Raw genomic sequence first — 26,450 nt, 5'->3', positions numbered from 1 at the left:
ATGCGGAGATGATGGCATCTAATACGCCGTCTGAACTGAGAAGAGCCGCTATCCGGCAGCAAAATATGGCGGCAGCATAGTGTTTTGAATACCTAAAGGAAATTTACACACAAATATGGACTTGACTTGTTCATTGTACTCATAAGATGAAAATGGAAATAAATATGGATTATTTTTGTATAGATCTACCCAGATATTTTGAAATTCGATATCTTTGAATCTAAATCTCTTTAACATTACTCTTTATCCCCTAACTTATATAAGGTTCTCAAGATTCCATACCAAAAAACACCATAAATAAAACCACTCGTATTTCCTTGTCCCTTTTGATATTTTCCCCATTGCAAAAAATCATGGTAGTTAGCCGTTTTTTTGATTGGTTTAATATTCGTGATGGTTTCCCAGGGAGACAGTGCATTGTACTGCCGCCACTGGGCATCGAAGGGTGCCAGCACCATCTGCCAGGGCTTCCGCCGGCCGGTCCAGTGGATGATCACCCCATGTCCAGGATCATCCTCTCCACCGCCAAATTCGTTGTAAACGGGGGGCAGGAACAGGTTCGTCCCATCGAAGGTCAGGTTCAGCACATCCTGGCTCTGGCCCAGGAACCGTTCCCGGGGTTCCTTCTGGAAAGAAAAGGCCTTTTCCGTAATGCCCTGCTTTTCCCATTCCGGAATGTTGATGATCATGATTCCATCGTTGAAGTACTTCCCGTTCTTTAGTTTCAGATAGCCGCCCCGATAGGCCGCATCTTTGGGCCGCTCGGAAACGGCCCCCATGGCCTTGCCTTCCATAGGCAGTGCAAACAGGTCCTCCAGGGACCGGATTACCATGGTATCCGCATCCAGATACAGGAACCGGTCTGTTTCTTTTTTCAGCACCTTAGCCATATAGAGCCGTCCATAGGTAATCCGGGAAAACCGGGCCACCTTCACATGGAAATCCTGGAAGGGTTCCATATTCAGTTCATAAAGGGTGCAGCGGCAATGCCATTTTTCTGCCAGTGTCCGGACCTTTTCGGCATTGTCCCGACTGTAGCCGTCGGTGAACAGATGGAAGATAAAAGGATGGCCCGGATTGTTCTCCAATACGGATACCATGGACGCCCCCATGATCTGGAAAAAGGGGTCGTTCACATTGTAGGCAACATGCCAGGGATCTTTTCCTCCTGTGGACAGGAAATCAAAGGTTTCCTGTTTCTTGATGAAATTGTCCAAATCGAAAAAACCGGGTTCAAATGTTTTCATTATTGGCCACCTGAGTTATTCATCACATTACATCCAGCATTTTCCATAATCATTATCATTTTCACAAACATCCCAGTTATAAAAAATCCTTTCGCAAATCGATTTTAAAGTATCTCTCGTCCCCTTGTATTGAAGATTTACAAGGTTGTTCTTTTCAAGGATATGAGGAAATATAAAACGAAATTCCGCCAATGATATATCTTTTTTCACTATTATATCTTTCCAGATGCTAATGAATTTTGTTTTAACCCTATCATGACAGCTTCCAAGAGCCATAAAATCCTAACCCCAGAAGTTAAATCCAAAGTATATTCAATTTGACCAAAAATAACTACATACCCAACAAAAGCAATACCAAACATTAAGTCATAGGGATTTTTATCTTTTTTCCAGTTACTAAAACTCTTTACTGTAAAATAACCTGTAAAATATAAAAGACCCAAAAATCCTATGCTTCCAGTCTCTCCCAACAAATGGAAATAATTACTGTGCGCATGAGGCAGCTTTTGGGTATCCTCAGGGGTCCAATATTGTGGCACATACATTTCTCCCCATCTTCCCAATCCAATACCAGCCAACGGATGATCTTTTGCCATTTGGATACAGGCTTTCCAGGCCACAATCCGGTCCCCATTGGATCGGTCAGTGGTGGTATTGGCAATAGATTCAAATCGTTTTAAATATTTGGGAGAAGAAACCATAAACACACCGGAAGCCAGGAAAAACACGGCTATCACGGCCAGCGCTTTTTTGGAATGTTTGACATAATTCCATGCGGCCACAGGTACCAGGATCATATTGGACAGCCAGGACCCCCGGCTTTTATTGCAGAACAGCCCTATCCAGTTGCAGATCAGTGTAACTCTCGCCACATTTTTCAGCCGTTTTTCAAAGGTCGGATCCAAGAGAATGATAAAAGTAATGGGCAGCATCATGCACATAAGGCTGGCAATGCCCAGCTGGCTGCCTCCCAGCCCCCAGCCTCTGTCATCATTTCCCAAATGGAACAGGACCTGGATCAGCGTCAGAAAGCAATCCACGCCAAAAACAGCCGTGTAGGCCGTCAGCATGTTGATCAGATAATCTCGTTTCTTAATAAATACAACTATGGGTAAAAAAACTACAAACCGCCATACCCACATCTGCAGGAATTCATGGACCCCTTTTGAAATATTCCCTCCAAAAATAACCGAAGGCAAGGTACAAAGGACAAAAATGAGATAAGCTCTTAAATACCCTTTCACTTCAGGAGAAAGATGGATTTGCTTACGGTTGTAATAATACAGGAGCAATCCAAACAGCAAAACCAATCCATTCAGCACTTCTCCCAGTGCCATAGAAATCCGGGTCATACAGGCCATCCCTGCAGCACAAATTGCCAATGCCTTGATTATTTTCTGCTGTGTTGCCTCTGACATTCCTTAACTCCCCAACTTTCTTAAAACAGTTTCTTCCACAATCCAGCCAGCTTCAGCCGCAGTTCCTGCCGAAGGACGGACTTGCCTCCCATATCCCGGCCCGGCTGGGGCATTTTGGCCCCAGAAAAAGCAGTCAGTGCCAGATAGGTATAATATTTTTCATTGAACTGGCCTTTGGGAGCGAATTCCCAGGGTTTATACCGGCCGGCCCAATGGAACACCGCCGGCCGCTCCAAGGCTTCCAGTGCCAAGTTCCGCCAACGGGACCTTTTCAACACCTTCACCGGCAGAGTGAATACCGGGGGAATCACATTCCACCGGAGAGGCAACAGCTGCCAGTTCTTCCGGAAGACTTTATTGAGACCATCCTGATCATGGTGACGAAAATTCCCGTTCTCTACACAGTCCATCACTTGAGGGCCATAATTTTCTTTCCGCCAAACAGCCAGATCCATGAGCAGCACTCCTGAATTGAAATAAAGTTCCCCTTCTTTGATTCCCAGGGTTTCCTCTTTCTGCCGACGCATCCGGGAGGAAGCCAGGATTCCCAAATCGGGCACCGCCCCCAATGGTTTCCCTCCCAGATCCATGTCCCACAGTTCCTGGATATCGTCCAGGACCACCAGATCCGTATCCAGATAGATGACCCGTTGCAGGCTCTGGGGAACCAGTTCCGGGATCAGGAGCCGGAGATAGGCAGCTCGGTTCACATGGCCGCTGATAAAAGCCTTGACTTCGATTTGGGCCGTAGGAATCAACGTAATAGTTCCCTTCAGTTGGGTGACCGTTGCTGCCAGACCGGCACTTTTCTCTTCTGAAATCCCATCATTAAAAAAATAAAAATGTATCGGAAGGTTTCCCCGGTGGTTGGCCAAAATCGAGGCACAGGCCACGGCTCCATGCTGGGCATAATTGTCATCTGCAGCCAGCACAATGGCAATTTCGTCCATTTCTGTCACCTCTTTTGCTTTATTTGTGTCTTGTCACTTTTTCCTGCCAAGTTCCGCCAGTTTCATGTATTTCATGGCTGTGTAGATGCCGTGCTGAAGGGTGGCCACAAACCCCATGCTCCCTTCCAGGAAGCCCCCTTCCAGCACATAGGCCTTTACCATCCCCATCAGGGCATGACCGGCAGCAGTTCCTGCCGTAGCCTTTTTCCCCCGGCTGTAAGCTTCTTCTGCCCACAGAGTGGTATAGTGGCCGGCTTTGTTCCACCACTGGGCAAAGGTGTCATAGGTATAATGCTCCAGCGGTTCTTTCAGTTCCGTCAGCGGCAGAGAACATTCCGGCCGTTCATGGACTTTCCCTACCCAGCAGACCTTTTCCCGGGGAAACAGCCGCTTCACCCGGTCGGGACTAAAAGCCCCATGATGGAACTCATGGCCGAAAGCAATGTTAATCCGCCGGAAGGAATACTGATGGTCTATGCTGCCGGCTTTGATGGTGTTGATTTTTTCCGCCAGTGCCGGGGTCAGCCGCTCGTCCGCATCTAGATACAGGATCCAATCCCCTGTAGCCTGGGACAGGGCAAAATTCCGCTGGGCTGCAAAATCATTGTCCCATTCCCGGAAGACAATATCAGCCCCTGCTTCCCGGGCCAGGGCCACTGTATGGTCCGTACTGCCAGAATCCACCACCAGCAGCTGATCGGCACAGGGACGGGCGGAAGCCAGGGCATCCAGGATATGGCGTTCTTCATTTTTGGTCAGTATGGCTACGGTACAGGTTCCCATGATATTCTCCTTTTTTCTTTCCATTTTAGTCTACCCTAAAGGTACTGGAAAGGCAAGACGGAAGGGGAATTTTTTGTTCAATACGACAAAGGGGTTATTGCATATGTGATTGTCACACGTGCAATAACCCCGCTATAATTTTATGGAGCGGAAAACGAGATTCGAACTCGCGACCCCCACCTTGGCAAGGTGATGCTCTACCACTGAGCTACTTCCGCAATTGAATTACTTGTACAGTATATTACAGTTTTGGAATACTGTCAATATATTTTCTCAATCCGTCCAAATCCTTCAAAAATGGGACCTGGTCGGCCCATTCTTCCCACAGGAACCCCTCCCCTGCCATTTCCTTCAGCAGGACTTTCATGGGCTGCCAGTAGTCTTCGTAGTCCAAGAAGGCAAAAGGCTTCGGCGTCATCCCCAGTTTGTTTCGGCTCATGACTTCACTGATTTCTTCCAGTGTCCCGATGCCTCCGGGGAAAGCTAGAAACAAATCCCCCAGTTCCAACATCTTCTGTTTCCGTTCCGCCATATTGTCGGTAACGATCAGCTCACTGAGCCCTTCATGCTGGAGTTCCTTTTCCATGAAGAACCGTGGTTCCACCCCCACGACCCGGCCGCCCTGTCCCAGTGCTCCATCAGCCAGTTCTCCCATAAGCCCGGTGCGGCTGCCCCCATAGACAAGGGAATGGCCATGAGCGGCGATCCATTGTCCCAGTTCATAAGCATAACGGGCATATTCCGGACGGTTCCCCGGATTCGCCCCTAAATAGACAGTGATGTTCATATCTTCTCCTTCTTCCATAGAAAAAGGAGCTGCGCCAGGCAGCTCCTATCCTTCGGCCATTGACAATCGACAATTGACAATTGACCATTGACAGCCATCAAAAGTCCCCCAGCACCAGCTGAGAAATGTTCTTGCTGTGGTCGCTGACCCGCTTCATGTTGATCAGCAGTTCCAGCATCACAAAGCCGGTTTCCGGTGTACAGATGCCTTCGTTCAGCCGTTCCACATGGCTCTTCCGCATGGCCTTCTGTTTCAGTTTCACCTGATGGGAGAAATCCAGGGATTCCCGGGCCAGATCTTTGTCGTTGGTTTCCAGGGCCTTGATGGCCTTGGTGGCAGCTGAGACCACCAGGACTTCCAGTTCCTTCATTTCCCGGTTGGCTTCGGCCGAGAAAGTGGTCCCATCTTCCCGCATACTCCGGACCCGTTTGGCGATGATTTCCGCATGGTCCCCGATCCGTTCGATGTCGTTGCAGGCATGGAGCAACCCGGTATGGAGGTTGGACATATCTTTGGTCATATTCTTTTCGCTCATCTTGGTGAGATATACCGTGATTGCCTCTTCCAAGCTGTCGATCACCGGCTCATGTTCCAGGATGAATTCCACATCTTTTTTATTGTAATTGTCCACGCAGGCAAAGGATTTCCGGATATTTTCCAGAGACAGGTCCCCCATCCGGACCACTTCTTTCGCTGCCAGACCCAAAGCCACCGCCGGCGTATTCAGCACGTTCTTATCCAGGTACTTAGGCTGGTAGGAAATGTCATTGTCTTCCCCTGGCATGATTTTTTTGATGAACCGGGTAAAGTAAGGAGCCAGGGGCAGGAAAATGCAGGTGTTCACCACGTTGAAAGTGGTATGGGCATTAGCGATCTGCCGCCCGATATTCCCTGCCGGAGAAACATCCTTCACAAAGGAAATGAAGAAAGGAAGCAGGATCAGAGCGATGATACTGCCGCAGAGGTTGAACATCACATGGGAGCAGGCCACCCGCTTGGCGTTCAGGCCGCTTTGCAGAGTAGCGATGACCGCAGTGATACAGGTCCCGATATTATCCCCCAAAATCACAGGGATAGCTCCTTCCAAGGGAATCAATCCTTGGCTGGCCATGGCCATCAGGATACCGATGGTGGCGGAAGAGGATTGGATCACCAGTGTCATAACCAGACCCGTGAGCAGTCCCAGGATAGGATGGGTAGAAAACTTACCCAGGATTTCCACGATCCGGGGATCCTGCCGCAGCGGGATCACCGCGTTGCTCATCATACTCATGCCTAGCATCAGGATCCCGAAGCCCAAAAGTACAGAACCCAGATTCTTCAAGGTCCGTTTCCGACACACGATCTGCATGACGAATCCGATGGCAATGATCAGGGTAATATAATCCGTCAAATTGAAGGCAATCAGCTGTGCAGTCATGGTGGTCCCGATATTGGCCCCCATGACGATCCCGAATGCCTGTTCCAAATTCATCAGGCCGGCATTGACCAAGCCCACAGTCATGACTGTGGTTGCACTGGATGACTGGAGTACAGCTGTGACGCCAGCCCCCAGAGCCACCCCATAGATGGTCTTTTTCGTCAGCTGCCCCAGGATTTTCTGGAGTTTTGCCCCAGCTGCCTGCTGCAGACCGTCCCCCATTAATTGCATCCCGTACAGGAAAAGAGAAATACCGCCCAAGAATAAGAAAAGCTGAACCAAGATAATCTCCTCCGCAGTTTGCGTTTTCAATTGTTCTCATAAGCCGAATGAATGGTGATACGTCTTGATTCTACCACATCTCAAAGATTTACACCAGTTCTAAGCAGAAACATGCAACATTCTGAACATTTTTCTGCAAAAAAATCTCCTGTCACTTGCGTGACAGGAGATTTTGAAGAAATGAAGCTTATTCAGCGTCCAGTTTTACATAGCCAGCCAGACGTTCTTCAGCGTCTTTCTTGGTCTTGGCATACAGATCTTCTGCAATGTCAGGGAACCCTTTGGCCAGGGAAGCATACCGGACTTCGCCCTTCAGGAAGTTTTCGAATTCATCGAAGTTCGGAGTCTTGGTGCTGTCCAGGAAGAAGGACTTCTTGCCTTCAGCCTTCAGGGTCGGGTTGTACCGGAAGCAGCTCCAGTAACCGCAGTCAACAGCAGCCTTGGCTTCCAGGAAGGAGTGGTTCATACCTCTCTTGATGCCGTGGTTGATGCAGGGGCTGTAGCAGATGATCAGGGAAGGACCATGGTAAGCTTCTGCTTCCCGGATGGCCTTCAGAGCCTGGTTCTTATCAGCACCCAGGTTGATCTGAGCTACATAGACATAACCATAGGTCATAGCCATCATGCCCAGGTCCTTCTTCTTGGTGCGTTTACCGGAAGCAGCGAACTGAGCAACAGCTGCTTCAGGAGTGGACTTGGAGGATTGTCCGCCGGTGTTGGAGTAAACTTCGGTATCGAATACCATCACGTTTACATCATCGCCGGAGGCCAGTACGTGATCCAGTCCGCCGTAACCGATATCGTAGGACCAGCCGTCGCCGCCGAAGATCCACTGAGAACGTTTCACGAAGAACTGTTTGGATTCATACAGTTTTTCCAGTTCCGGTTTGCCGGCTTTTTCAGCTTCCAGCAGTGCTTCCAGCTTTTCAGCGCGGGCACGAGAGCCTTCGCCTTCGTCCTTGTTGGCGATCCAGTCTTCCATGGCAGCCTTCAGGTCAGCGGAAGCAACAGCTTCAGCAGCCTTCATTTCGTCTACCAGACGATCCCGGACAGCCTTTACGCCCAGATACATGCCCAGACCGAATTCAGCGTTGTCTTCGAACAGGGAGTTGGACCAAGCAGGACCATGGCCTTTATGGTTGGTGGTGTACGGCATGGAAGGAGCAGCGGCAGCCCAAATGGAGGAGCAGCCGGTAGCGTTGGCGATCATCATGCGGTCACCGACCAGCTGGGTAACCAGTTTGGCATACGGGGTTTCGCCGCAGCCAGCGCAGGCACCGGAGAATTCCAGCAGGGGCTGTTCGAACTGAGAGCCCTTGACAGTAGCAGTGGACATGGGGTTGGCTTTCGGAGCAACCTTGTTGACCACATAATCCCAGATGGGAGCACGGCCTTCCTGGGTAGCGAAAGGTTTCATGGCCAGAGCCTTGTTGCCTCTCATGCCCGGGCAGGCATCCACGCAGTTGGAGCAGCCTTGGCAGTCCATGGGGCTCACGGTGATGCAGAAGTTCAGGCCTTTTGCACCCAGAGCCGGTTTGGTCTTCAGGCCTTCCGGAGCGTTCTTGACTTCTTCGTCAGTCAGCAGGAACGGACGGATAGCAGCATGCGGGCACATGATGGCGCACTGGTTGCACTGGATGCAGTTTTCAATGTTCCATTCAGGAACGTTGATGGCAATACCGCGTTTTTCCAGAGCAGCAGTACCGGACGGGAAGGTACCATTGGCCTGGCCCATCAGGGTGCTGACCGGCAGGCTGTCGCCTTCTTGTTCCGTCATGGGGATCATGATATTGTCATAGAAATCGTTGCCGATCTTCTTGTACAGCGGTTCATCCTGAGCATTAGCCCATTCAGCAGGGATGTCGATCTTCTTGATGGCGTTGACGCCCTGATCCACAGCAGCGTTGTTCATGTCGACGACCTTCTGGCCTTTCTTGCCATAGGAAGCGACGATGGATTCTTTCAGGTACTTCACAGCGTCTTCCACGGGGATGACGTTAGCCAGTTTGAAGAATGCGGACTGCATGATCATGTTGATCCGGCCGCCCAGACCGATGTCGGAAGCGATCTTCACAGCATCGATGGTGTAGAATTGGATATCGTTCACAGCCAGGTAGCGTTTCAGCTGGCCAGGCAGTTCCTTATCCAGTTCTTCAACAGTCCAAGGGCAGTTCAGCAGGAATACGCCGCCTTTTTTCAGGCCGTTGGCTACATTGTAACGATGTACATAAGAAGGATTGTGCACAGCTACATAGTCAGCATAGTTGATCAGGAACGGCATATGGATCGGCGTATGGCCGAAACGCAGGTGGGATACGGTGATACCGCCGGACTTCTTGGAGTCGTAAGCGAAGTAGCCCTGAGCGTACATGTCGGTTTTATCGCCGATGATCTTGATGGCCATCTTGTTGGCACCAACGGTACCATCGGATCCCAGGCCCCAGAACTTGCAGGATACGGTCCCTTTCGGGGTGATATCCAGGGTCTTTTCTTTTGCCAGGGAGGTGTTGGTCACATCATCCACAATGCCTACGGTGAAGTGGTCTTTGGGTTCAGCAGCCTTCAGGTTGTCGAACACAGCCAGGACATCGCCAGGATAGAATTCCTTGGAGCCCAGGCCATAGCGGCCGCCGACGATCAGAGGCCGTTCAGCCTTGTTGTAGAACATATCACGGACATCCAGGTACAGAGGTTCACCGTTGGAACCAGGTTCCTTGGTCCGATCCAGGACAGCGATCCGTTTCACAGTCTTCGGCATAGCTTCGAAGAAGTGTTTTTCGGAGAACGGACGATACAGGTGGACGTTCACGACGCCGACCTTTTCGCCTTCAGCAACCAGCAGTTTGACAACTTCTTCAACGGTCTGAGCGCCGCTGCCCATGATGACAACAACGTTTTCAGCATCGGGAGCACCGGTGTAGTTGAACAGCTTGTAGTCACGGCCGGTCAGTTTGCTGATTTCGTTCATATAGCCTTCAACGATTTCCGGCAGAGCCAGATAGTATTTGTTGACGGCTTCACGGGTCTGGAAGTCGATATCCGGGTTTTGGTTGGTGCCGCGGATCACAGGATGATCCGGGTTCAGCGCATTTTCACGGAATTTCTTCAGTTCATCGTAGTCGACCAGTTTTTTCAGGTCTTCATAGTCCAGCAGTTCGATCTTCTGGATTTCGTGAGAAGTACGGAACCCATCAAAGAAGTTCAGGAAAGGAACATGGCCTTTGATAGCGGACAGATGAGCAACTGCAGTCAGGTCCATAACTTCCTGGACGCCGCTTTCAGCCAGCATAGCGAAACCGGTCTGACGTGCAGCCATGACGTCACTGTGGTCACCGAAGATGTTCAGAGAGCTGGTGGCAACGCAGCGGGCAGCTACGTCGAATACTGCAGGCAGCAGTTCACCGGCGATTTTGTACATGTTCGGGATCATCAGCAGCAAGCCCTGGGATGCAGTATAAGTCGTGGTCAGAGCACCGGAAGACAGAGAGCCGTGCACAGCACCGGCAGCACCTGCTTCAGACTGCATTTCCATGATTTGTACCGGGCGATCGAAAATGTTCTTCTTACCATGAGAAGCCCATTCATCACTTGCTTCTGCCATAGGAGAAGAAGGAGTGATCGGGTAGATCGCTGCAACTTCCGTAAACGCATAAGAAGCATATGCGGCCGCGGTGTTGCCATCCATTGTCTTCATTTTTTTCATTTTTAATAGCCCCTCTTTCTAAGAGATACTGACTACGATAGTAAGACTTCCATAGTCCCCCTAGTCGTCTATCATTATATATCAAAATGAACAGAATCTCAAATAAATTTTTTGTTATTTGTAGACAATTTATTATGAATTGTCTAACTACTTGTAACTTTCCCTGCAAAATTTCCGGTTGCATTCTTTTCGTTTTTTTGTTAAAGTTGAAATATCACTAGGGGCGCTATCGCTGAGAGACCTGACGGTCGACCCTTTGAACCTGATGCGGTTAATACCGCCGAAGGAAAGTGGTAAGGCTGTTTTGTCAGGCCGCTTTCCATCCCAGGGAAGCGGCCTTTTTGTTATACCCATGAAGGAGGATTCATTTTATGCTGACCCAAAGACAAGCTGCACTGCAGGGAAAAATCACGGACCAGATGGCGGAAGTAGCCCGCCAGGAAGGGGTAACCCCTGAGTTCATCCGGGATGGAGTGGCCAAAGGCACCATCTGCATCCCCGCCAACATCAACCACAAGAACCTGATTCCCCGTGGAGTGGGCGAAGGCCTTTCCACCAAAGTCAATGCCAATATCGGTACTTCTTCCGCTTTCCCGGATCCCGCTCCGGAACTGGACAAACTGAAGGCGGCCATCGACGCCGGGGCCGATGCCGTCATGGATCTTTCCACCGGCAACAACATCGATGCATCCCGGAAAGCCATCATCGAGCACTCCACCGTCATGGTGGGAACGGTGCCCATCTACCAGGCTACTGTCCAGGCCATCAAAGCCCATGGCAAAGTAACGGAAATGGACAAGAACGATATCTTCACCGTAGTGGAACAGCAGGCCAAAGACGGGGCGGATTTCATGACCATGCATTGCGGCCTCACCCGCCAGTGCCTCCACAACTTGATCAGCGAAGGCCGGGAAATGGATATCGTCAGCCGGGGCGGTTCTTTCCTGTCTGGCTGGATGCTCCACAACGGCAAAGAAAACCCCTTCTACGAATTCTATGATGAGATCCTGGACATCTGTGCCAAATACGATGTGACCATCAGCCTGGGTGACGGCTGCCGTCCTGGCTGCCTGGCAGACGCCACGGACCGGACCCAGATCCAGGAACTGCTGAACCTGGGCGAACTGACCCAGCGGGCTTGGGCCAAAGGAGTCCAGGTCATGGTGGAAGGCCCGGGCCACGTCCCCTACAACCAGATTGCCACCAATATGCAGCTCCAGAAACGGATCTGCCATGGAGCGCCTTTCTATGTGTTGGGGCCTCTGGTCACGGATATCGCTCCCGGCTACGATCATATCACTTCCGCCATCGGCGGTACCCTGGCTGCCTTCACCGGCGCCAACTTCCTGTGCTATGTGACTCCCGCTGAACACCTGGGACTGCCGGACATCAATGACGTCCGGGAAGGGGTAGTCGCTGCCCGAATCGCCGGGCATGCCGCTGACGTGGCCAAAGGATTGCCTTCCGCTGTAGCCCAGGATCTGGCCATGGCCAAAGCCCGGAAGGTGCTGGATTGGGACAAACAGCTGAGCCTGGCCATTGATCCGGTCAAAGCCAAGGCCATCCGAGCCGCCAAGAACAAGAGCAGTGAAGAATACTGCTCTATGTGTGGCGACTACTGTGCCGTCAAGATCATGAACGAATACATGGATGAAGTAAAAGCGAAGAAAAATCAATAAAGAAAAAAATAAGGGCTGTTGCGCCATGCAGCAGCCCTTATCTTTTATTTTTTTAAATCTGTCCCAGCGCCTTCAGGATCACTTCGGCGATGACAGCCGAACCCAGATAGGTGCCGATGAAGATCACACAGGCCAGGACCACGATCCGCCAGCCCGTTTTCTTAAAGGCATCCATATCCTTCCCGATGGAAATTCCTGCATAAGCCAGGATCGGCGTACACAGGGCCAGGAAGCCCACTTTCTTCATGTACATATTGACGATTTCCGAACCGGGGAACCCGGGATAAGTCAGGATACAACCCAAGGTTGTGATATAAGCCACTGCCGGGATGCCACCGGGGAGCACCCGGGCGGCAATGATCCCCGCCAATGAGATGGCAATCAGGATCAACATACCGGGTACAGCGTCCAGAAAAGGAATATTGCTGGAAAGAGCATTGGCCACCAAAGAAAGGAAAGCCGTGATGATGAGGACCAGCGTGGTTTCAGGCAAGGTAAACGTTCTCATTTTCCTTCCTCCTCTTTGGTCAGTACATGACCGTATTTGATGATGCAGCATTTCTTATAGAGCCATTCCGTTATGGGCAGGGCCAGGAACACGGCCATATACACCCCGTCCAGACCGGAAAGCATATTGGAAGCGGTAGCAAAAGCAGCCAGCTGGTCAGCCATTTCCGGATACATGACGGTGAGTGTCCCCAGGGAAGCGGACATCATGCTGGCGCTCCCCACCCCGGAAGCCATGGCCAGAGAATAGGGATGGAAGACCTTCAGAGCAGCTAGGAAGGAAGCCATGATCCCGAAAAACACGGTGCCACAGACAGTCCCTGCAATGTACACGCTCATGACACCCCGGCCTTCCGGGGTATCCAAGCCGTATTTTTCACCGATCAGGGCCACATTGGGTTCCCGAGCGATGGAATGGGCCGCACCGATGGTCTCCCGTTTCAGTCCGAAGGCCACCGCTAGAGGCACTCCCAAGAACACCGTCCCCAGGTTCCCGAATTCCTGGAGGATCAGGGCAGGGCTGGCGCTGATGATTTTCGGCAGGGTAGGTCCTACCAAGGTCCCGTACCGGGCCATAAGCAGCATCAGGGTGATGCCTACCAGGGACCCAGCGTCTTCCATATCCTTCTGCTTGGACAGTTTGAAAAAGTTAGGAGTGGTCAGAATCCCCAAGATCAAGGCATAGAGCATGGGGACGAATACCACTTTCCCCGGCCCCAGGCTGAAGGACTTGATGCCGATCAGTTCTGCAATGACTACCAGGGCCATAGCCGTAATATGCAGTTTCCAGTTAATCATGGTCGGGTTCCTCCTCGCTGAAATAGCTGTCCAGTTTGGCAATGTACTGTTCTTTGGTAAGCGCCGGTTTGAAATCTTTCAGTATCTTTTTGGCTTCCTTGGCATCGTCGCTCAACAGGTCGATGACCATGCCGGCAAAGGCTTTCCCGGGCAGCAAAGCTGCTGCCTTGAAATCCACCACTTTGAAATCCGGTCCGTGGAGCAATCCATCCACCCCACCAATGAACGGATGGATGGCCGGCATCAGATGGGATACATCTCCCATGTCCGTGGAAGCACTGAAATGACCGGCATTGGTGATCTTCACCGCTGGGAACGCTTCCTGGGCATTGTGGACGAACAGTTCATTCATTTCCTGGTTGCAGATGAGAGGCAACTGGCCGGGCAGGGTATCGATGTTCACCTTGGCACCGATGGCCGCTCCCCCGGCTTTCAGAGCTGCATCTACCTTGGCGTTGGTCCGATCGATGGCTTCCATGGTCTTGGCCCGGACATAGGTCTCGATCCGCACATCGTCGGGCACATTGTTCACCAGATCCCCGCCTTTGGTGATGATGGGATGGACCCGAATAGCATCGTCATCCCGGAAAGTCTCCCGCAGGGCATTGATTCCCATGATTCCCAGCATAGCAGCATTCAAGGCGTTAATTCCCTGGTCCGGAGCATCAGCAGCATGAGCGGCTTTCCCCACATACTGGATGGTCTTGCCGATGAATCCGTTGCTGCTGGTGCCAATGGCCACCACCGGCTCCGGAGTCTTTTTCTGGGAATGGATCATCATGGCCATGTCGATGCCATCGAATTCCCCTTCATAGATCAATTCTCCTTTTCCATGGAGAAAATGGAGCTTCCCCTCCTTCCGCAGCTTTTTCCGGTAAGCAATCTGGACGTATTCTTCCGCCGGCACCCCGAAGAACACCACATTACCGCACAAATCCTTCATAACCCCGGTCTTGGCCAGCCCGTAGGCAGCTGCCAGCATGGAAGACTGCTGCATGTGATGGCCGCAGGCATGAGCAGCCCCTGTATCCGGATCCGCTTTGGGATGATCCGGACAGCCGATGGCATCCAATTCACCCAGGATGGCGATGGTAGGGCCGGGTTTCCCGCCCTTCAGCACCCCTTTGACGGCTGTGATGGCCATACCCTTGCGATAGGGGATTCCCAGTTTGTCGAACTGTGCTGCCAGTTTTGCAGAAGTCTTGAATTCTTTGAAGCCGAATTCCGGCTCAGAAGCCACATCTGCTGCATAATCCTGCAGTTCCTGTGCAGAATCGTCGATCATCTTGAACACTTTTTGTTTCAATGCTTCCTTATCCGTAATCTCCACTCCCCTAATGAAAAATATTTGTACGTCATTATAATACTCTTATTTCATATTTTTATCAATAAATTTACATTATTTTATATAAGCACTCGATTTTGTTACAAATTAAGTGTAAAAGAAAGGGAGCGTTGCACATGGAAAACCATGTACAACACTCCCTTCGTCATAGGTCAGACGCCATACGTCATACGCTTTTGAAAATCAATTTTGGCAAATTGATTTTGCAATAACAAAAAGCTCAATGCACAAATAATCGGCAGTCAGGCATGCTGCCCGGCGTGCGACCCTACAGCTTTTCCTGTTGATCAAAGCCAGCAGAGCTAGCTTCCATCGGCGTATGGCGTATGAACAGCCGCTGCTGCTTCCCCAGCAGCTTCACCCAATGAGCAGCACACTCAGATCGTTCACATTGGTCCCGGTAGCGCCGGTGATCAGGAGGCCTCCCGTCTTTTCTAAGGCGTGGTAGGCATCGTTCTGGTCCAACACGTCAGAAATGGCCACTCCCTGTTCTGCCAGCTGCTGTTTCGTACAGCCGTCCGCAAAACCGCCCGCCGCGTCGGTAGGTCCATCCGTCCCATCGCTGCCGAAGGAGAATACCGCCACATTATCTAACCCGGCGATTCCCTCTGCTGCAGCCAGGGCCATTTCCTGGTTCCGGCCCCCTTTGCCTCTGCCATGGAGATGGACCACGGTCTCTCCCCCGGCCAGCACGGCCAGCTTCTTTCCGCTGGAAGCATACTGCCGGCCGATGGCCGCCAGGAAGCTGCCAGCTTCCTTGGCTTGGCAGTTCAGGCTGGTCGTCAAAAGCCAGGTTCTATATCCCAAGCTTTCTGCTGCCTTCCGGCCTGCAGCCGCCAGTTCCGTCACACTGCCAGTGATCACCGTCTCCACATTGTCCAGGGTCTTGGGTGTTTCTTCCCGGAGGGCCCTTTCCGCATCAGCCGGCAGCATGATCTTGAACTTCCGGATGGCAGCCATGGCTTCCTCACAAGTGGAAGAATCCGGATAAGCCGGGCCGGAAGCGATCATATCCAGCGGATCCCCGATGATATCGCTGAGGACGATGGCATAGACTCTTGCCGGCGCACAGAGACGGGCAAACTTCCCTCCCTTGACGCTGCTCAGCCGCTTCCGTATGGTATTCATGGAAACGATGTCCGCCCCACTGGCCAATAAATCGGAGGTAATCGCCTGGAGTTCCTTCAAAGAAATCAGCGGTTTTTCGAAAAGGGCTGACCCTCCGCCGCTGATCAGAAACAGCACCGTATCCTCCTCCTGGAGGTCCTGGACCAATTCGATGGCCCGCTGGGTGGCTTGCAGGGAATTCTCATCCGGCACCGGATGTCCGGCTTCCCAGATTTCCAAAGGGGGCAGAGCTCCTTTGCTGTGGCCGTACTTGGTGATCACGATCCCGGCGGAAATCCGTCCGTCCAGGATTCCCATCGCTGTTTTGGCCATCTGCCAGGCTGCTTTGCCGATGGCTACCAGGATGATTTTCCCTTTGCCGAATTCTTTATGTTCCAAAGCCTTTGCCACAGCCGCATCCGGCAGAGAGGCCCGGATGGCTTTTTGCATAATGATTTCTGCATCTTCTCGCAGCGTCATGAAGTGTTCCCCCTCACCTGAATCACGATTTTCTTCATTATAGCATATTCTTGCACCAGCCGCCGGAGGAATGGTACAATGAGAGCAAAATCCCCTCAAAAAGGAGCATTCCCATGACTCTCTATCATGATTTTCTTGCCTGGCTGCCAGCCCTCCTGATTCTAGGGGTGACGGTCCTGTTTTACATCGGCTTCCGGATCGTCAGCATCCGGGTCATCCGGTTCATCCTGGATAAACTGCCCTTTGCCGCTGATGAAAACATCGCTGAAGCGGTTTATCGGCCCGGCCGGATGGCCATCGGGGTTTTCGGGACTTATACAGCCCTGGCCAATTCTCCCTGGGAACGATTGGCCCAGACGACCTTTGTTTCCAACTCCGTATCTTCTCTGCTGATCATCGCCTTTTACTGGAGCCTGTACAATTTCAGTTCCACCACCAATGTAATCTTCAACCACTTTTTCAACAAATCCGGCAAAAAATTAGATCCGGCCATCAGCGGCCTGTTCTCTTCTTTCTTTCATGCTCTGATTCTTTTCTTTGCCCTGGCCACCGTCCTTAGCACCTGGGGCTTCAACATCAGCGGGTTCATCGCTGGGCTCTCCATCGGCGGGCTGGCCGTCTCCCTGGCAGCCAAGGATTCTCTGGCCAACATCTTCGCCTGCCTGGTGATTCTCATGGACCAGCCCTTCCATGTAGGGGACTGGATCATCTGCAACAATGTGGAAGGGATCGTGGAATCCATCTCCTTCCGCAGCACCAATGTACGGACCTTCACCCAGGCCCTGGTGTACATCCCCAATTCCCTGATCATCAGCACCCCCATCCAGAATTTCACCAACCGGCACATGCGGCGGCTGGAAATGACCCTGGGTGTCACCTATGACAGCACCCGGGAGCAGATGCAGGAACTTGTCCGGAAGATCACGGAATTCCTCCAACAGGATCCGGACATCGTAGATGAAGGGATTACTGTAGCGTTTTCCAATATGGGGGCCAGCAGCCTGGACATCAGCATCGTCTGCTATTGCTGCCATACCGGCTACGACAAGTACATGAAAAGCAAGGAACGGATCAATCTGGAACTGATGAAACTGCTGGAAGAGACGGGCACCAGCGCCGCCTTTCCCAGCACCAGTGTGTATATTGAAAAAGGGACTGTTGCGTGAGCAACAGTCCTTTTTAAATTTTTTCCTTCTTCACCAGTTCAACGATATACTCCGTGGTCTTGTCGAAATCTTCGTCCACGGGGATGGTGTAATCGGCGTATTTCAAATAAAGGGGCATCCGTTCTCGGTACAGCTGGGTGAGCCGGTCTTCTGCAGAATTCAGCAGGGGCCGGGTCACTTTGTCCACACAGCCGGCAATGGCTTCCAGGTCCCGGTTCAGGAAAAAGATCTTGCCCGTTGCCTGGAGGAAAGCAATGTTTTCCGGCCGTTTCACTACCCCGCCTCCGCAGGAAATGATGATGCCGTCCATAGCCGCCAGGGTCTTCACAGCAGCTGTCTCAGCCTGGCGGAACACGTCTTCCCCTTCCTGGAACAAATCCTTGATGGTCCGTCCGGTCTGCTCCACCACTTTGTCATCCGCATCCAGCACCGGCCGTCCCAGAGCTTTGCCCAGTTTCCGTCCGATGGTGGTCTTGCCGGCACCGGGCATGCCGATGAGTACGATATTAGCCATGGAATGTTTCCTCCAGTTGTTTCATGATTTCCGGAATCAAATCCGGATCTATTTTTTTCTGCTGCCAGATTTCTTCGGAAGCTATCGCCTGGGCCACCAGCATGTACAGCCCATTGCAGGTCCGTGCCCCCGCCTTCCGGGCATCCGCCAGGAACCGGGTCTCTCCCGGATTGTAGATAATATCCACGGCCGCAGCGAACCGGGCCGTGAAATCTTCCGGCACCGGGCTGGCTCCCACTTTGGGGAACATACCCACCGGGGTAGTGTTGATGATCACCAGGCCCCCTGCTTTTCCGGCCAGGGCTTCTTCATAGGTCTCCAGCAAGGTATCCGGCCGCTGGGCCAGGAAACGTGCCAATGCCTTCTCCGCTTTTGCCTTGTCCCGGACCAGTATCCGGAGGGAAGCCGCTCTGCGGTCCGCCAATACCTGCAGCACTGCCTTAGCCGCCCCTCCATTCCCCAAGACAGTGACTTCCGCTCCCTCCAGAGAGATTCCCGCCGCCTGGAGCATCCGGTCGAAGCCCAGATAGTCTGTATTGTACCCCTTCACCCCTTCGGGAGTGAAAGACAGGGTATTCACCGCCCCGATCTTTTCAGCTTCGCCTGCAATAGCCGTCAGATAGGGAATCACCGTTTCCTTATAGGGAATGGTCACATTGCTGCCCCGGAGCCCCTCCGGATTATCCCGGACAAAAGAAACCACCTCTTCCGGTTCCCGTTCCAAGAGTCCATAGGTATCCTCTGTGCCCAGGGCCCGGAAGACCGCCTGGTGGATCTGGGGCGACAGGCTATGTCCCAGCACCCTTCCCAATAATCCAAATTTCATGATTCTTTTTCATCCTTTCTATGGTCTGCCGGATAGTTCCCCAGGATCTTGCATTCTGTAGTGTCTTCCGGCAGATCTCCCAGGGCTTTCTGCACCGCCGGATCCGTCAGATGGCCGGTGATGTCGATGTGGAAGTAATATTCCCAGGGCCGTCCCGGTATGGGCCGGGATTCGATATTGGTCATATTGATCTGATGCCGGGCAAAGTGGGACAGGACCCGGTACAGGGATCCGGGCTGATGCTTCAGGCTGACGATCAGGGTGATCTTATCGGCTTCCGGAAGCAGTTCCCGATGCTGGCTGATGATGATGAACCGTGTATAATTGCTCTGGTTGGTGTTGATGCCCCGGGCCAGGATCACCAGCCCATACTGTTCGGCCGCCTGGGCGCCGGCTACAGCCGCCATATGGGGGTCTTTTTTCTGGGCCACCAGTTCCGCCGCCTTAGCCGTATTGAAATAATTGAACTGCCGCATGGCAGGATGTTCCTTGAAGAACACCTGGCACTGGGAAAACCCTTGGGGATGGGAATAGACTTCTGTGATTCCTTCCAGTTTAGATCCTGGACAGGCCAGGAGGCAGTGTTCCACCTTGACGATTTTTTCTCCCACGATGGAAGCCCCATACCGCCGGACCAAGTCGTACACATCGGTGATCCCTCCCGTGGACGAATTCTCGATGGGCAGCACTCCATACCGGACTTTTCCATCCATCACGGCCTGGATCACATCTTCGAACAGCATGAAGTTCTTGGCTTCTACCGGTTTTCCAGCAAAATACATCCGGAGGGCCAGATGGCTGTAGGCCCCTGGCACCCCCTGATACCCCACAGGAATGGTTTCTTCAGCCATGATTTACCTCCGTTCTGCTAACAGGAACAGATCCAGCAGGGTCCAAGCCGTCACAGCTTCGATCACCGGGACGGCCCGGGGCAGGATGCAGGGATCGTGACGGCCGGTGACTTCCAGGGTGGTATCTTCCCCTGTGACCACATTCACCGTGTGCTGGGTCTTGCCGATGGAAGGGGTGGGTTTGATGGCCACCGTGAACAGCAGAGGCATCCCATTGGTGATTCCCCCGGTGACGCCGCCGTTATGGTTGGTGGTGCAGACCACTTTCCCGTCCTGATAGGCCATAGGATCATTGGCCTCACTGCCCCGCATTTCCGCCAGGCCGAATCCATCTCCGAAAGCGATGCCTTTCACCGCCGGGACGGAGAACAGGGCATGGCTCAGCCGGCTTTCCACAGAATCGAAATAGGGTTCCCCCAGGCCCACCGGCAGGCCGATGGCCATGCACTCGATGGTGCCGCCGACGGAATCTTTTTCTTTCTGGGCTTCCGTGATCCGAAACGCCATGGTTTCCCGGACGGAAGGGTCCAACACCGGCAAAGTCTCGTCCCCCATGGCCCGCAGAATCTCCGCTGTTTCTCCCAGAGGGTTGAATTTCTGGTCCCGGACTCCTGCCAGCATGGCTACATGCGCCCCTACTGTCACACCTCTGGCCGCCAGCAGCTGTTTAGCCACGGCACCGGCAAAGACCAGAGGAGCCGTCAGCCGGCCGGAAAAACTGCCCCCACCCCGATAGTCATTGCAGCCGTGGAACTTCACATAGCCAGGATAATCCCCATGGCCCGGCCGCATGATTTCTTTCATCTTGCTGTAATCTTTGGAATGGGCATTGCTGTTGGGGATCCGGGCACAAAGGGCCATGCCGGTAGTCCGGCCGTTGAAGAAACCGCTTTCGATGCTGACACTGTCGCTTTCCTTCCGGGGGGTAGCCAGCTTGCTGTTGCCAGGAGCCCGCCGTTTCATTTCCCGGGCGATAGCTTCCTGATCCAGTTCGATGCCTGCCGGCAGCCCGTCGATCACTACCCCGATGGAAGGTCCATGGGACTCTCCAAAAATGGTCAGCTTGATCTGCTCACCCATCACACTGCTCATAATGTCCTCCTAACGCTGCGAAATCCTGCCAGAACTCCGGATACGATTTGGCCACACACTCAGCCCCCACCAAGGTCAGCGGTTCCCTGCAAAAGATGCTGGCCACCGCCAGGCTCATGGCGATCCTGTGGTCATTCCAGCAATCCACAGTGCCGCCATTGAGTTCTTCCACTCCGTCGATGGAAAGGCCGTCCGGCCGTTCCGTGATCTTGGCGCCCAGTTTATTTAATTCTGTGGTCATGGCTTTCAGCCGGTCACATTCCTTCAGTCGCAGCCGTTCGGCGTGGATGATTTCCGTATGGCCCTGGCTGAGAGCTGCTGCCACAGTCAAGACCGGGATGATATCCGGACAGTCTCCCCCGTCGATGGTGGTCCCCAGTGGTACCGCCGGCCGGCTCACCAGTTTTTCTCCTTCAAAGACCACCTGTCCACCCATTTTCTGGAGGATGGGGATGATGGCCTTGTCCCCCTGGAGGGAATCGGGATCCATCCCCAATAAGTCGATGGTCCGGCCCAGCATCCCGGCTGTAAGCCAGAAGGCCGCCTGGGAATAATCCCCTTCTACGGCGCCCTGCCGGGGCTGGTACTGCTGGTTCCCAGGGATCCGATAGTGCCGATAATGATTGTGTTCGATCCGGATGCCATACTTTTGCAAAGCGGAAAGGGTCAAGGCGATATAGCTCTGGCTTTCCAGCTTCCCGGTGATTTCCAGAGTGGACTCCCCGTCCAGCAAGGGCAGGGCAAAGAGCAGCCCGCTGATAAACTGACTGCTCACATCGCCAGGTAAAGTGAAATGCCCCGGCCGGAGCGGTCCCTGGATCTTCAAAGGGAAATTTTCCATCTCACTTCCCTTTTGGAACAGCAGACCTTGTTCCCGGAAGATAGCTTCATAGGGATCCAAAGGACGACTGCCCAGCTTCCCGGCCCCAATGAAAGTGAAAGTTTCCCCGCAGACCGCCGCCAGAGGGATCAGGAAACGGAGCGTGGACCCGGATTCTCCACAGTCCAGGGTCTTCCCCGCCTGGCGGGGCCGGCATCCTTCCACCGTAAAACCGGTACGGCCGTCTGTTTCCTTTTGAGAAGTGATCCCCGCCCCCAGCTGCCGGAGGCAGTCACAGGTTGCCAGGATATCCTTGCTGAGGCTGACTTCTTCCACTTGGCTCTTCCCCTGTGCCAGGGCTGCACAGATCAGGGCCCGGTGCCCCATGCTTTTGGAAGAAGGTACCCGGAGAGTCCCGGTGAGGGAGCCCGGCTCAATGCGCAACGTGGTCATGATCTCATCCTTTCACATAGGGTTCCAGATCCGCAAAAGCCACTTTCTTCAACAGGCTTTTCCCGATTTCCGGGACAATGATCAACGTAATCTGGTTCCCCCGTTTCTTTTTGTCCATAGCGATCCCTGCCAGCACATCCTGGTCACGGATGGGGTCTTCTGTGGGGATCCGGTATCTTTCCAGCAGATGCTGGATCCGGTCCGCCGTACCTGATTTGGTCAAGCCCATTTTTTCTGTATTCCGGGTCAGCCGCACCATGCCGATGGCCACCCCTTCCCCATGGGTATATTTTTCATAATGGTAGTACCGTTCCACGGCGTGGCCGATGGTATGGCCGAAGTTCAGCACCATCCGGGCTCCCACGTCCCGTTCGTCTTCCTCCACCACCTTCACCTTCAATCGGCAGCAGGCCGCGCTGATCTCGGCAGCATGGGCCAGGATATCTTCATCCCCCTGGAACTGCTCCAGCCGGGCAAACAGGTCCGAATCGCCGAAAGCGGCACATTTGATCACTTCTGCCAAGCCATCATGGAGATACCGCCGGTCCAGGCTTCGGAGGAGTTCTGGATCCATCAGGACCCCTTTGGGCTGATAGAAGGCACCTACCAGGTTCTTCCCTTCTGGCAGGTCCACAGCCACCTTGCCCCCTACACTGCTGTCGATCTGGGCCAGGAGCGTCGTGGGAATCTGGATGAAGTCCACTCCCCGGAGGAAGCTGGCAGCCACAAAACCGCCCAAGTCACCTGGGACACCGCCGCCCAAAGTGATCACCAGGTCGCTGCGAGTCATGCCGAAATCGGCACAGGAGCGGACCATGCGGCCGAAGGTTTCCAGGTTCTTGTGGTCTTCCCCCGCTTCCATCACCAGCCGGCGTACAGAAAACCCTTGCTTCCGGAGCTGCTGTTCCAGGCTGTCTCCATAGAGTCCGTCAACGGTCCGGTCTGTAAGGATGGCCACCTTATCCGCCTTGGACAGGTCCCGGACCTTTTTTCCCATGGCAGCCCAGGAATGGACGGCGATTTCAATGGTATAGGATTTTTCTCCCAGATCAACGAAGATTTTTTCCATAGAACATGTCCCTTCTTTTCTTTTTGGCCTGCTCCATCATCTGTTCCAGTTCTTCCCGATCATCCTGCTGGAGGGCGCTTTTCCAGTGCTCCAGCTGCATTTCCAATTTGTTGATTTCCCGGAGCACCGGTCCTTTGTTCAGGAGAAAAAGATCGCTCCACAGGGCCGCATTGATATCTGCCACCCGGGTAGCATCCCGGAAGGAGCCGGCCACAAAGTACTTGGTATTTTCCTGCATGGAATCGCTGTTGATCAAGGAAACCGCCATCACATGGGGCAGATCGCTGGTATAGGCAATGATGCTGTCATGCTCTTCCACGGTCAGTTCCACCACCCGGGCACAGCCCAGCTCATAGGCCATATTCCGGAGCCAAGCTTCATGGTCCGGCAGGTTGTTCGCCCGGCGGATCAGAATAAAATTGGCCCCCTGGAAAATCTGGGAAGTGCTCTGGCTGTAACCCTTGCCTTCCCGTCCCGCCATAGGATGGGTGGGGACGAAATCCATATCCGGTCCCAGGAGGGCATCCACCTGGTCCGGGATGCTCCCTTTGATTCCCATCACATCGGTAAGGAGCACATCCGGCTTGAAATACTGGACATGTTCCCGAACAAAAGGGACAAAGGCACTGGGGTACATGCAGCAGATGATCACATCCGCTTCCCGGAGGCGTTCCGGCTCCCCGTCCGCCAGTTCCGTCACATAGCCTTCATCCTTCGCCATGAGAGAGACGATATGGTTCCGATCCATCCCGATGATCCGCTTCACCTTCTGGCTCTTCAGGGCCTTGGCGTAAGACCCGCCGATCAGACCCAGCCCCACAATCGCAACTACCGTATTCTGCAATTTCTTCATTGCCATTTCCTTCCCGTTTCTGTCTTTACAGTTCCCGTCCCACAGCCGGTGCCAGGATCCGCAGGTCCTGTATCAGCTTCTCAAAAGCCGACAGGGACAGGCTCTGGGCCCCATCGCACCAAGCATGCTGGGGATCGTTGTGCGTTTCGATGATCAGGCCGTCCGCTCCTGCTGCAATGGCCGCCTTGGACATGGTAGGCACCATCCAGGCTTTTCCGGTGGCATGGCTGGGATCCACGATCACTGGCAGATGGCTCAGCCGCTTCACCGCCTGTACGGCAGAAAGATCCAGGGTATTCCGGGTATAGGTTTCAAAGGTCCGGATGCCCCTTTCGCAGAGAATCACGTTCTCATTGCCTTCCGACATGATGTATTCCGCGCTCATGAGCCATTCCTCGATGGTAGCGGACATTCCCCGTTTCAGGAGGATGGGCTTCTTCAGTTTCCCCAGTTCTTTGAGCAGGGTAAAGTTCTGCATGTTCCTGGCTCCCACCTGGATCAAATCTACTTTTTCCACAAATTCATCGATTTTATCTGCGGACATGATTTCCGTCACAATGGGCAGATGATTGGCAGCCCCTGCCTGCCGGATAAGATCCAGACCCTTGTCCCCCAGCCCCTGGAATGAGTAAGGAGAAGTACGAGGTTTGAACGCCCCGCCCCGGAGCATGTCTGCTCCGCTCTTTTTCACGGATGCGGCAATGGTATCCATCTGCTGCTGGCCTTCCACCGAACAAGGACCGGCGATAACCACCAGCTTTTTGCCGCCCACTTTTACCCCGCTGACGTCGATGATGGAATCATCCGGATGAAACATCCGGTTGGCCCGTTTAAAAGGTTCCTGGACCCGCATGGCCTTGTCCACCCATTCATTCACCATGAAATCTTCCGGATCCAATATGCTGGTATCCCCTACGATGCCCAGGACTTCCTGGTTTTCCCCGATGCTGTCATGGATGGTGAAACCTCTCTGTTCCAGGCTCTTTCTCAGTTTTTCAGAAGCTTCCTTGGGTGCACCTTTCTTCATTACGATAATCATGTTGTTTCCTCCTGTTCTTCTTTCCTACCATTCTACTTTTACAAAAGCCCTCTGCACAAAAAAAGCAGACTCGCAAGGAGTCTGCTTTACGGTTCAATGGGAACCTCCGGAGATCCGGAGCATCAGTCTCTCTTCACGGCTGGACAAGCATGCAGTTCATGGCAACCAAAATAACCAAAGCTAAAATAATAGCTCTGGGTAAAGTAGAAGCCATATGCAGTTCCCCAGTTCATAGTGGAAAGAGTCATATTCAAACCGCCTTTATACATTGGAATGCGTATATAATACTCCTGTTTACAAAATCCGTCAATGGGGAAATGATTCCCACCATATTGAAACGAAAATATGTATCGATAGTTACAGGGTCGTGCTATCTATCCAACACTACATCCAAATCTTCCAGGGCATGGCCTGTGGTGTCAGAGAACCGTACCCGCAGGTTGCCGAACCGGGGCAATTTCTTTTCCGGGATGGTCACCACATGCTCTTCGCTGAGGGCTTCACTGCCGTCATCCTGGAGGCCAGAAGGATCCTGGATGGCTACCGTCACATTCAGCAGACGGCCGAACAGCTCTGCCTTGGTGATGGCCAGTTTCCCGTTCTGTCCGTTGGTATCCATGGACGCATACAGTACCAATCGGTTGGCGTAGGAAGCACCGGAATACCGGCGGCGGGCCTGCTGGATTTTTTCCTGCTGGGTGGTCAGCTTCTTGATGCTGGCCAGTTCCGGAGCATCCTGTCCGGCTTTGGGAGGGATGAACGCCGTGCAGACCAGACCGGGGACTGCCTTTTCGCTGTCATGTTCCCAATCCTTATGGGCATCAGCGGCCTGATAGATGACCCTGCCATCTTTGACCACTCGTTCTGAAACAAAAAGTTCTCCATCCGCCAGTCTCATCCGTTCCGCTGCGTAGCCCGGGGCAGTACACAGCACTGCCATGAGCGCCAGTGCCATTGTTTTTTTCCACTGCATATCCTTCACTCCTTGTGGGTACCGAGGCACCCGGATTTTCTTTCTCCTATTATACACTGTTTTTGACTTACAAGTCAGGGGAAGTTTTGGATTGCTTGGATAAGAAGTCAGACCGGCCCTTGCGGGCCTATCAGAAGTCAGACATCAGCTTGACCCGCGATAAGCACGGGCGTACTGCTATATCGAATAAAACTGACGTCTGACATCTCAAGGCCTGCAGGACCGTTTCTGACTTCTTACTATAATGTAACCCGATTGCATTCAGTTGGATTTTTTCCTATAATAGGG

Annotated in this window: 22 protein-coding genes, 1 tRNA gene and 1 riboswitch; of the genes, 2 read left to right on the top strand and 21 right to left on the bottom strand. The window is 52.9% G+C overall.

The window, feature by feature from the left end:
- Window positions 1-236: 236 nt before the first annotated feature.
- The 8 genes from ACTUHY_RS03945 to nifJ all read right to left on the bottom strand — a co-directional run bounded on the left by ACTUHY_RS03945 (window position 237) and on the right by nifJ (window position 10,590).
- On the bottom strand, window positions 237-1,247 hold the full coding sequence (locus ACTUHY_RS03945; protein WP_442826679.1) for a glycosyltransferase family 8 protein: 1,011 nt from the start codon (window positions 1,245-1,247) through the stop codon (window positions 237-239).
- Window positions 1,248-1,459: 212 nt separating this feature from the next.
- The gene (locus ACTUHY_RS03940; RefSeq protein ID WP_442826678.1) at window positions 1,460-2,665 is read right to left on the bottom strand and encodes an O-antigen ligase family protein; all 1,206 of its coding nucleotides are present in this window, start codon (window positions 2,663-2,665) and stop codon (window positions 1,460-1,462) included.
- Between the two features lie 20 nt (window positions 2,666-2,685).
- Window positions 2,686-3,615 carry a glycosyltransferase family 8 protein gene (locus ACTUHY_RS03935; protein ID WP_442826677.1) on the bottom strand — a complete coding sequence of 310 codons (930 nt, stop codon included), beginning with the start codon at window positions 3,613-3,615 and terminating at the stop codon, window positions 2,686-2,688.
- A gap of 33 nt (window positions 3,616-3,648) precedes the next feature.
- Window positions 3,649-4,398, bottom strand: a complete 750-nt coding sequence (locus ACTUHY_RS03930; protein WP_442826676.1) for a glycosyltransferase family 2 protein — start codon at window positions 4,396-4,398, stop codon at window positions 3,649-3,651.
- A gap of 143 nt (window positions 4,399-4,541) precedes the next feature.
- A tRNA-Gly gene (locus ACTUHY_RS03925) sits at window positions 4,542-4,616 on the bottom strand.
- Window positions 4,617-4,639: 23 nt separating this feature from the next.
- Entirely contained in the window at window positions 4,640-5,185 is a 546-nt protein-coding gene (locus tag ACTUHY_RS03920; protein ID WP_442826685.1) for an LOG family protein, read from the bottom strand.
- Window positions 5,186-5,282: 97 nt separating this feature from the next.
- A complete protein-coding gene (locus ACTUHY_RS03915; RefSeq protein ID WP_442826684.1) occupies window positions 5,283-6,866 on the bottom strand; it encodes a Na/Pi cotransporter family protein in 1,584 nt (527 codons plus the stop codon).
- A gap of 208 nt (window positions 6,867-7,074) precedes the next feature.
- Window positions 7,075-10,590 carry a pyruvate:ferredoxin (flavodoxin) oxidoreductase gene (gene nifJ, locus ACTUHY_RS03910; protein ID WP_442826675.1) on the bottom strand — a complete coding sequence of 1,172 codons (3,516 nt, stop codon included), beginning with the start codon at window positions 10,588-10,590 and terminating at the stop codon, window positions 7,075-7,077.
- A 209-nt stretch (window positions 10,591-10,799) separates the two neighbouring features.
- Window positions 10,800-10,896: riboswitch (TPP riboswitch) on the top strand.
- 65 nt (window positions 10,897-10,961) lie between these two features.
- On the opposite strand from nifJ, the gene thiC reads away from it, so the two are divergent.
- Window positions 10,962-12,269, top strand: a complete 1,308-nt coding sequence (gene thiC / locus ACTUHY_RS03905) for a phosphomethylpyrimidine synthase ThiC (RefSeq protein ID WP_442826674.1) — start codon at window positions 10,962-10,964, stop codon at window positions 12,267-12,269.
- A 52-nt stretch (window positions 12,270-12,321) separates the two neighbouring features.
- Here thiC and ACTUHY_RS03900 read toward each other — a convergent pair whose 3' ends face one another.
- The 4 genes from ACTUHY_RS03900 to ACTUHY_RS03885 form a co-directional block, all read right to left on the bottom strand.
- A complete protein-coding gene (locus ACTUHY_RS03900) occupies window positions 12,322-12,777 on the bottom strand; it encodes a DUF340 domain-containing protein (protein ID WP_442826673.1) in 456 nt (151 codons plus the stop codon).
- On the bottom strand, window positions 12,774-13,574 hold the full coding sequence (locus ACTUHY_RS03895; RefSeq protein ID WP_442826672.1) for a DUF3100 domain-containing protein: 801 nt from the start codon (window positions 13,572-13,574) through the stop codon (window positions 12,774-12,776). Before ACTUHY_RS03895 ends, ACTUHY_RS03900 begins: the two co-directional genes overlap by 4 nt.
- Window positions 13,567-14,859 (bottom strand): amidohydrolase, encoded by a 1,293-nt coding sequence (locus tag ACTUHY_RS03890; RefSeq protein ID WP_442826683.1) that lies wholly within the window; start codon window positions 14,857-14,859, stop codon window positions 13,567-13,569. The genes ACTUHY_RS03895 and ACTUHY_RS03890 overlap by 8 nt, the downstream gene beginning before the upstream one ends.
- 417 nt (window positions 14,860-15,276) lie before the next feature.
- Window positions 15,277-16,506, bottom strand: coding sequence for a glycerate kinase type-2 family protein (locus ACTUHY_RS03885; RefSeq protein ID WP_442826671.1), 1,230 nt, complete (start codon window positions 16,504-16,506; stop codon window positions 15,277-15,279).
- A 113-nt stretch (window positions 16,507-16,619) separates the two neighbouring features.
- On the opposite strand from ACTUHY_RS03885, the gene ACTUHY_RS03880 reads away from it, so the two are divergent.
- Entirely contained in the window at window positions 16,620-17,672 is a 1,053-nt protein-coding gene (locus tag ACTUHY_RS03880; protein ID WP_442826670.1) for a mechanosensitive ion channel family protein, read from the top strand.
- A 13-nt stretch (window positions 17,673-17,685) separates the two neighbouring features.
- On the opposite strand, the gene ACTUHY_RS03875 is transcribed toward ACTUHY_RS03880, so the two are convergent.
- From ACTUHY_RS03875 to ACTUHY_RS03835, 9 genes are all read right to left on the bottom strand, one after another.
- Window positions 17,686-18,186, bottom strand: a complete 501-nt coding sequence (locus ACTUHY_RS03875) for a shikimate kinase (protein ID WP_442826669.1) — start codon at window positions 18,184-18,186, stop codon at window positions 17,686-17,688.
- Window positions 18,179-19,012: a shikimate dehydrogenase family protein gene (locus tag ACTUHY_RS03870; RefSeq protein WP_442826668.1), complete on the bottom strand. Its 834-nt coding sequence runs from the start codon at window positions 19,010-19,012 to the stop codon at window positions 18,179-18,181. Before ACTUHY_RS03870 ends, ACTUHY_RS03875 begins: the two co-directional genes overlap by 8 nt.
- A complete protein-coding gene (gene pheA, locus ACTUHY_RS03865) occupies window positions 19,009-19,863 on the bottom strand; it encodes a prephenate dehydratase (RefSeq protein ID WP_442826667.1) in 855 nt (284 codons plus the stop codon). Before pheA ends, ACTUHY_RS03870 begins: the two co-directional genes overlap by 4 nt.
- Window positions 19,864-19,866: 3 nt before the next feature.
- On the bottom strand, window positions 19,867-20,955 hold the full coding sequence (gene aroC, locus ACTUHY_RS03860) for a chorismate synthase (protein WP_442826666.1): 1,089 nt from the start codon (window positions 20,953-20,955) through the stop codon (window positions 19,867-19,869).
- Window positions 20,936-22,228 (bottom strand): 3-phosphoshikimate 1-carboxyvinyltransferase, encoded by a 1,293-nt coding sequence (gene aroA, locus ACTUHY_RS03855; RefSeq protein WP_442826665.1) that lies wholly within the window; start codon window positions 22,226-22,228, stop codon window positions 20,936-20,938. The genes aroC and aroA overlap by 20 nt, the downstream gene beginning before the upstream one ends.
- 4 nt (window positions 22,229-22,232) lie before the next feature.
- Complete coding sequence (aroB, locus tag ACTUHY_RS03850; RefSeq protein WP_442826664.1) at window positions 22,233-23,297, bottom strand: 3-dehydroquinate synthase; 1,065 nt, start codon at window positions 23,295-23,297, stop codon at window positions 22,233-22,235.
- Complete coding sequence (locus tag ACTUHY_RS03845) at window positions 23,278-24,195, bottom strand: prephenate dehydrogenase (protein WP_442826682.1); 918 nt, start codon at window positions 24,193-24,195, stop codon at window positions 23,278-23,280. Before ACTUHY_RS03845 ends, aroB begins: the two co-directional genes overlap by 20 nt.
- Window positions 24,176-25,189, bottom strand: coding sequence for a 3-deoxy-7-phosphoheptulonate synthase (gene aroF / locus ACTUHY_RS03840; protein WP_442826663.1), 1,014 nt, complete (start codon window positions 25,187-25,189; stop codon window positions 24,176-24,178). The genes ACTUHY_RS03845 and aroF overlap by 20 nt, the downstream gene beginning before the upstream one ends.
- Before the next feature lie 370 nt (window positions 25,190-25,559).
- On the bottom strand, window positions 25,560-26,162 hold the full coding sequence (locus ACTUHY_RS03835) for a hypothetical protein (protein ID WP_442826662.1): 603 nt from the start codon (window positions 26,160-26,162) through the stop codon (window positions 25,560-25,562).
- Between the last annotated feature and the right edge of the window lie 288 nt (window positions 26,163-26,450).

The sequence above is a fragment of the Acidaminococcus nyctereutis genome (genome assembly GCF_052216985.1).
GTDB classification, from domain to species: domain Bacteria; phylum Bacillota; class Negativicutes; order Acidaminococcales; family Acidaminococcaceae; genus Acidaminococcus; species Acidaminococcus fermentans_A.
The sequence above is the reverse complement of the archived record's forward strand: the minus strand, read 5'-3'. Positions and strand labels throughout refer to the sequence as shown.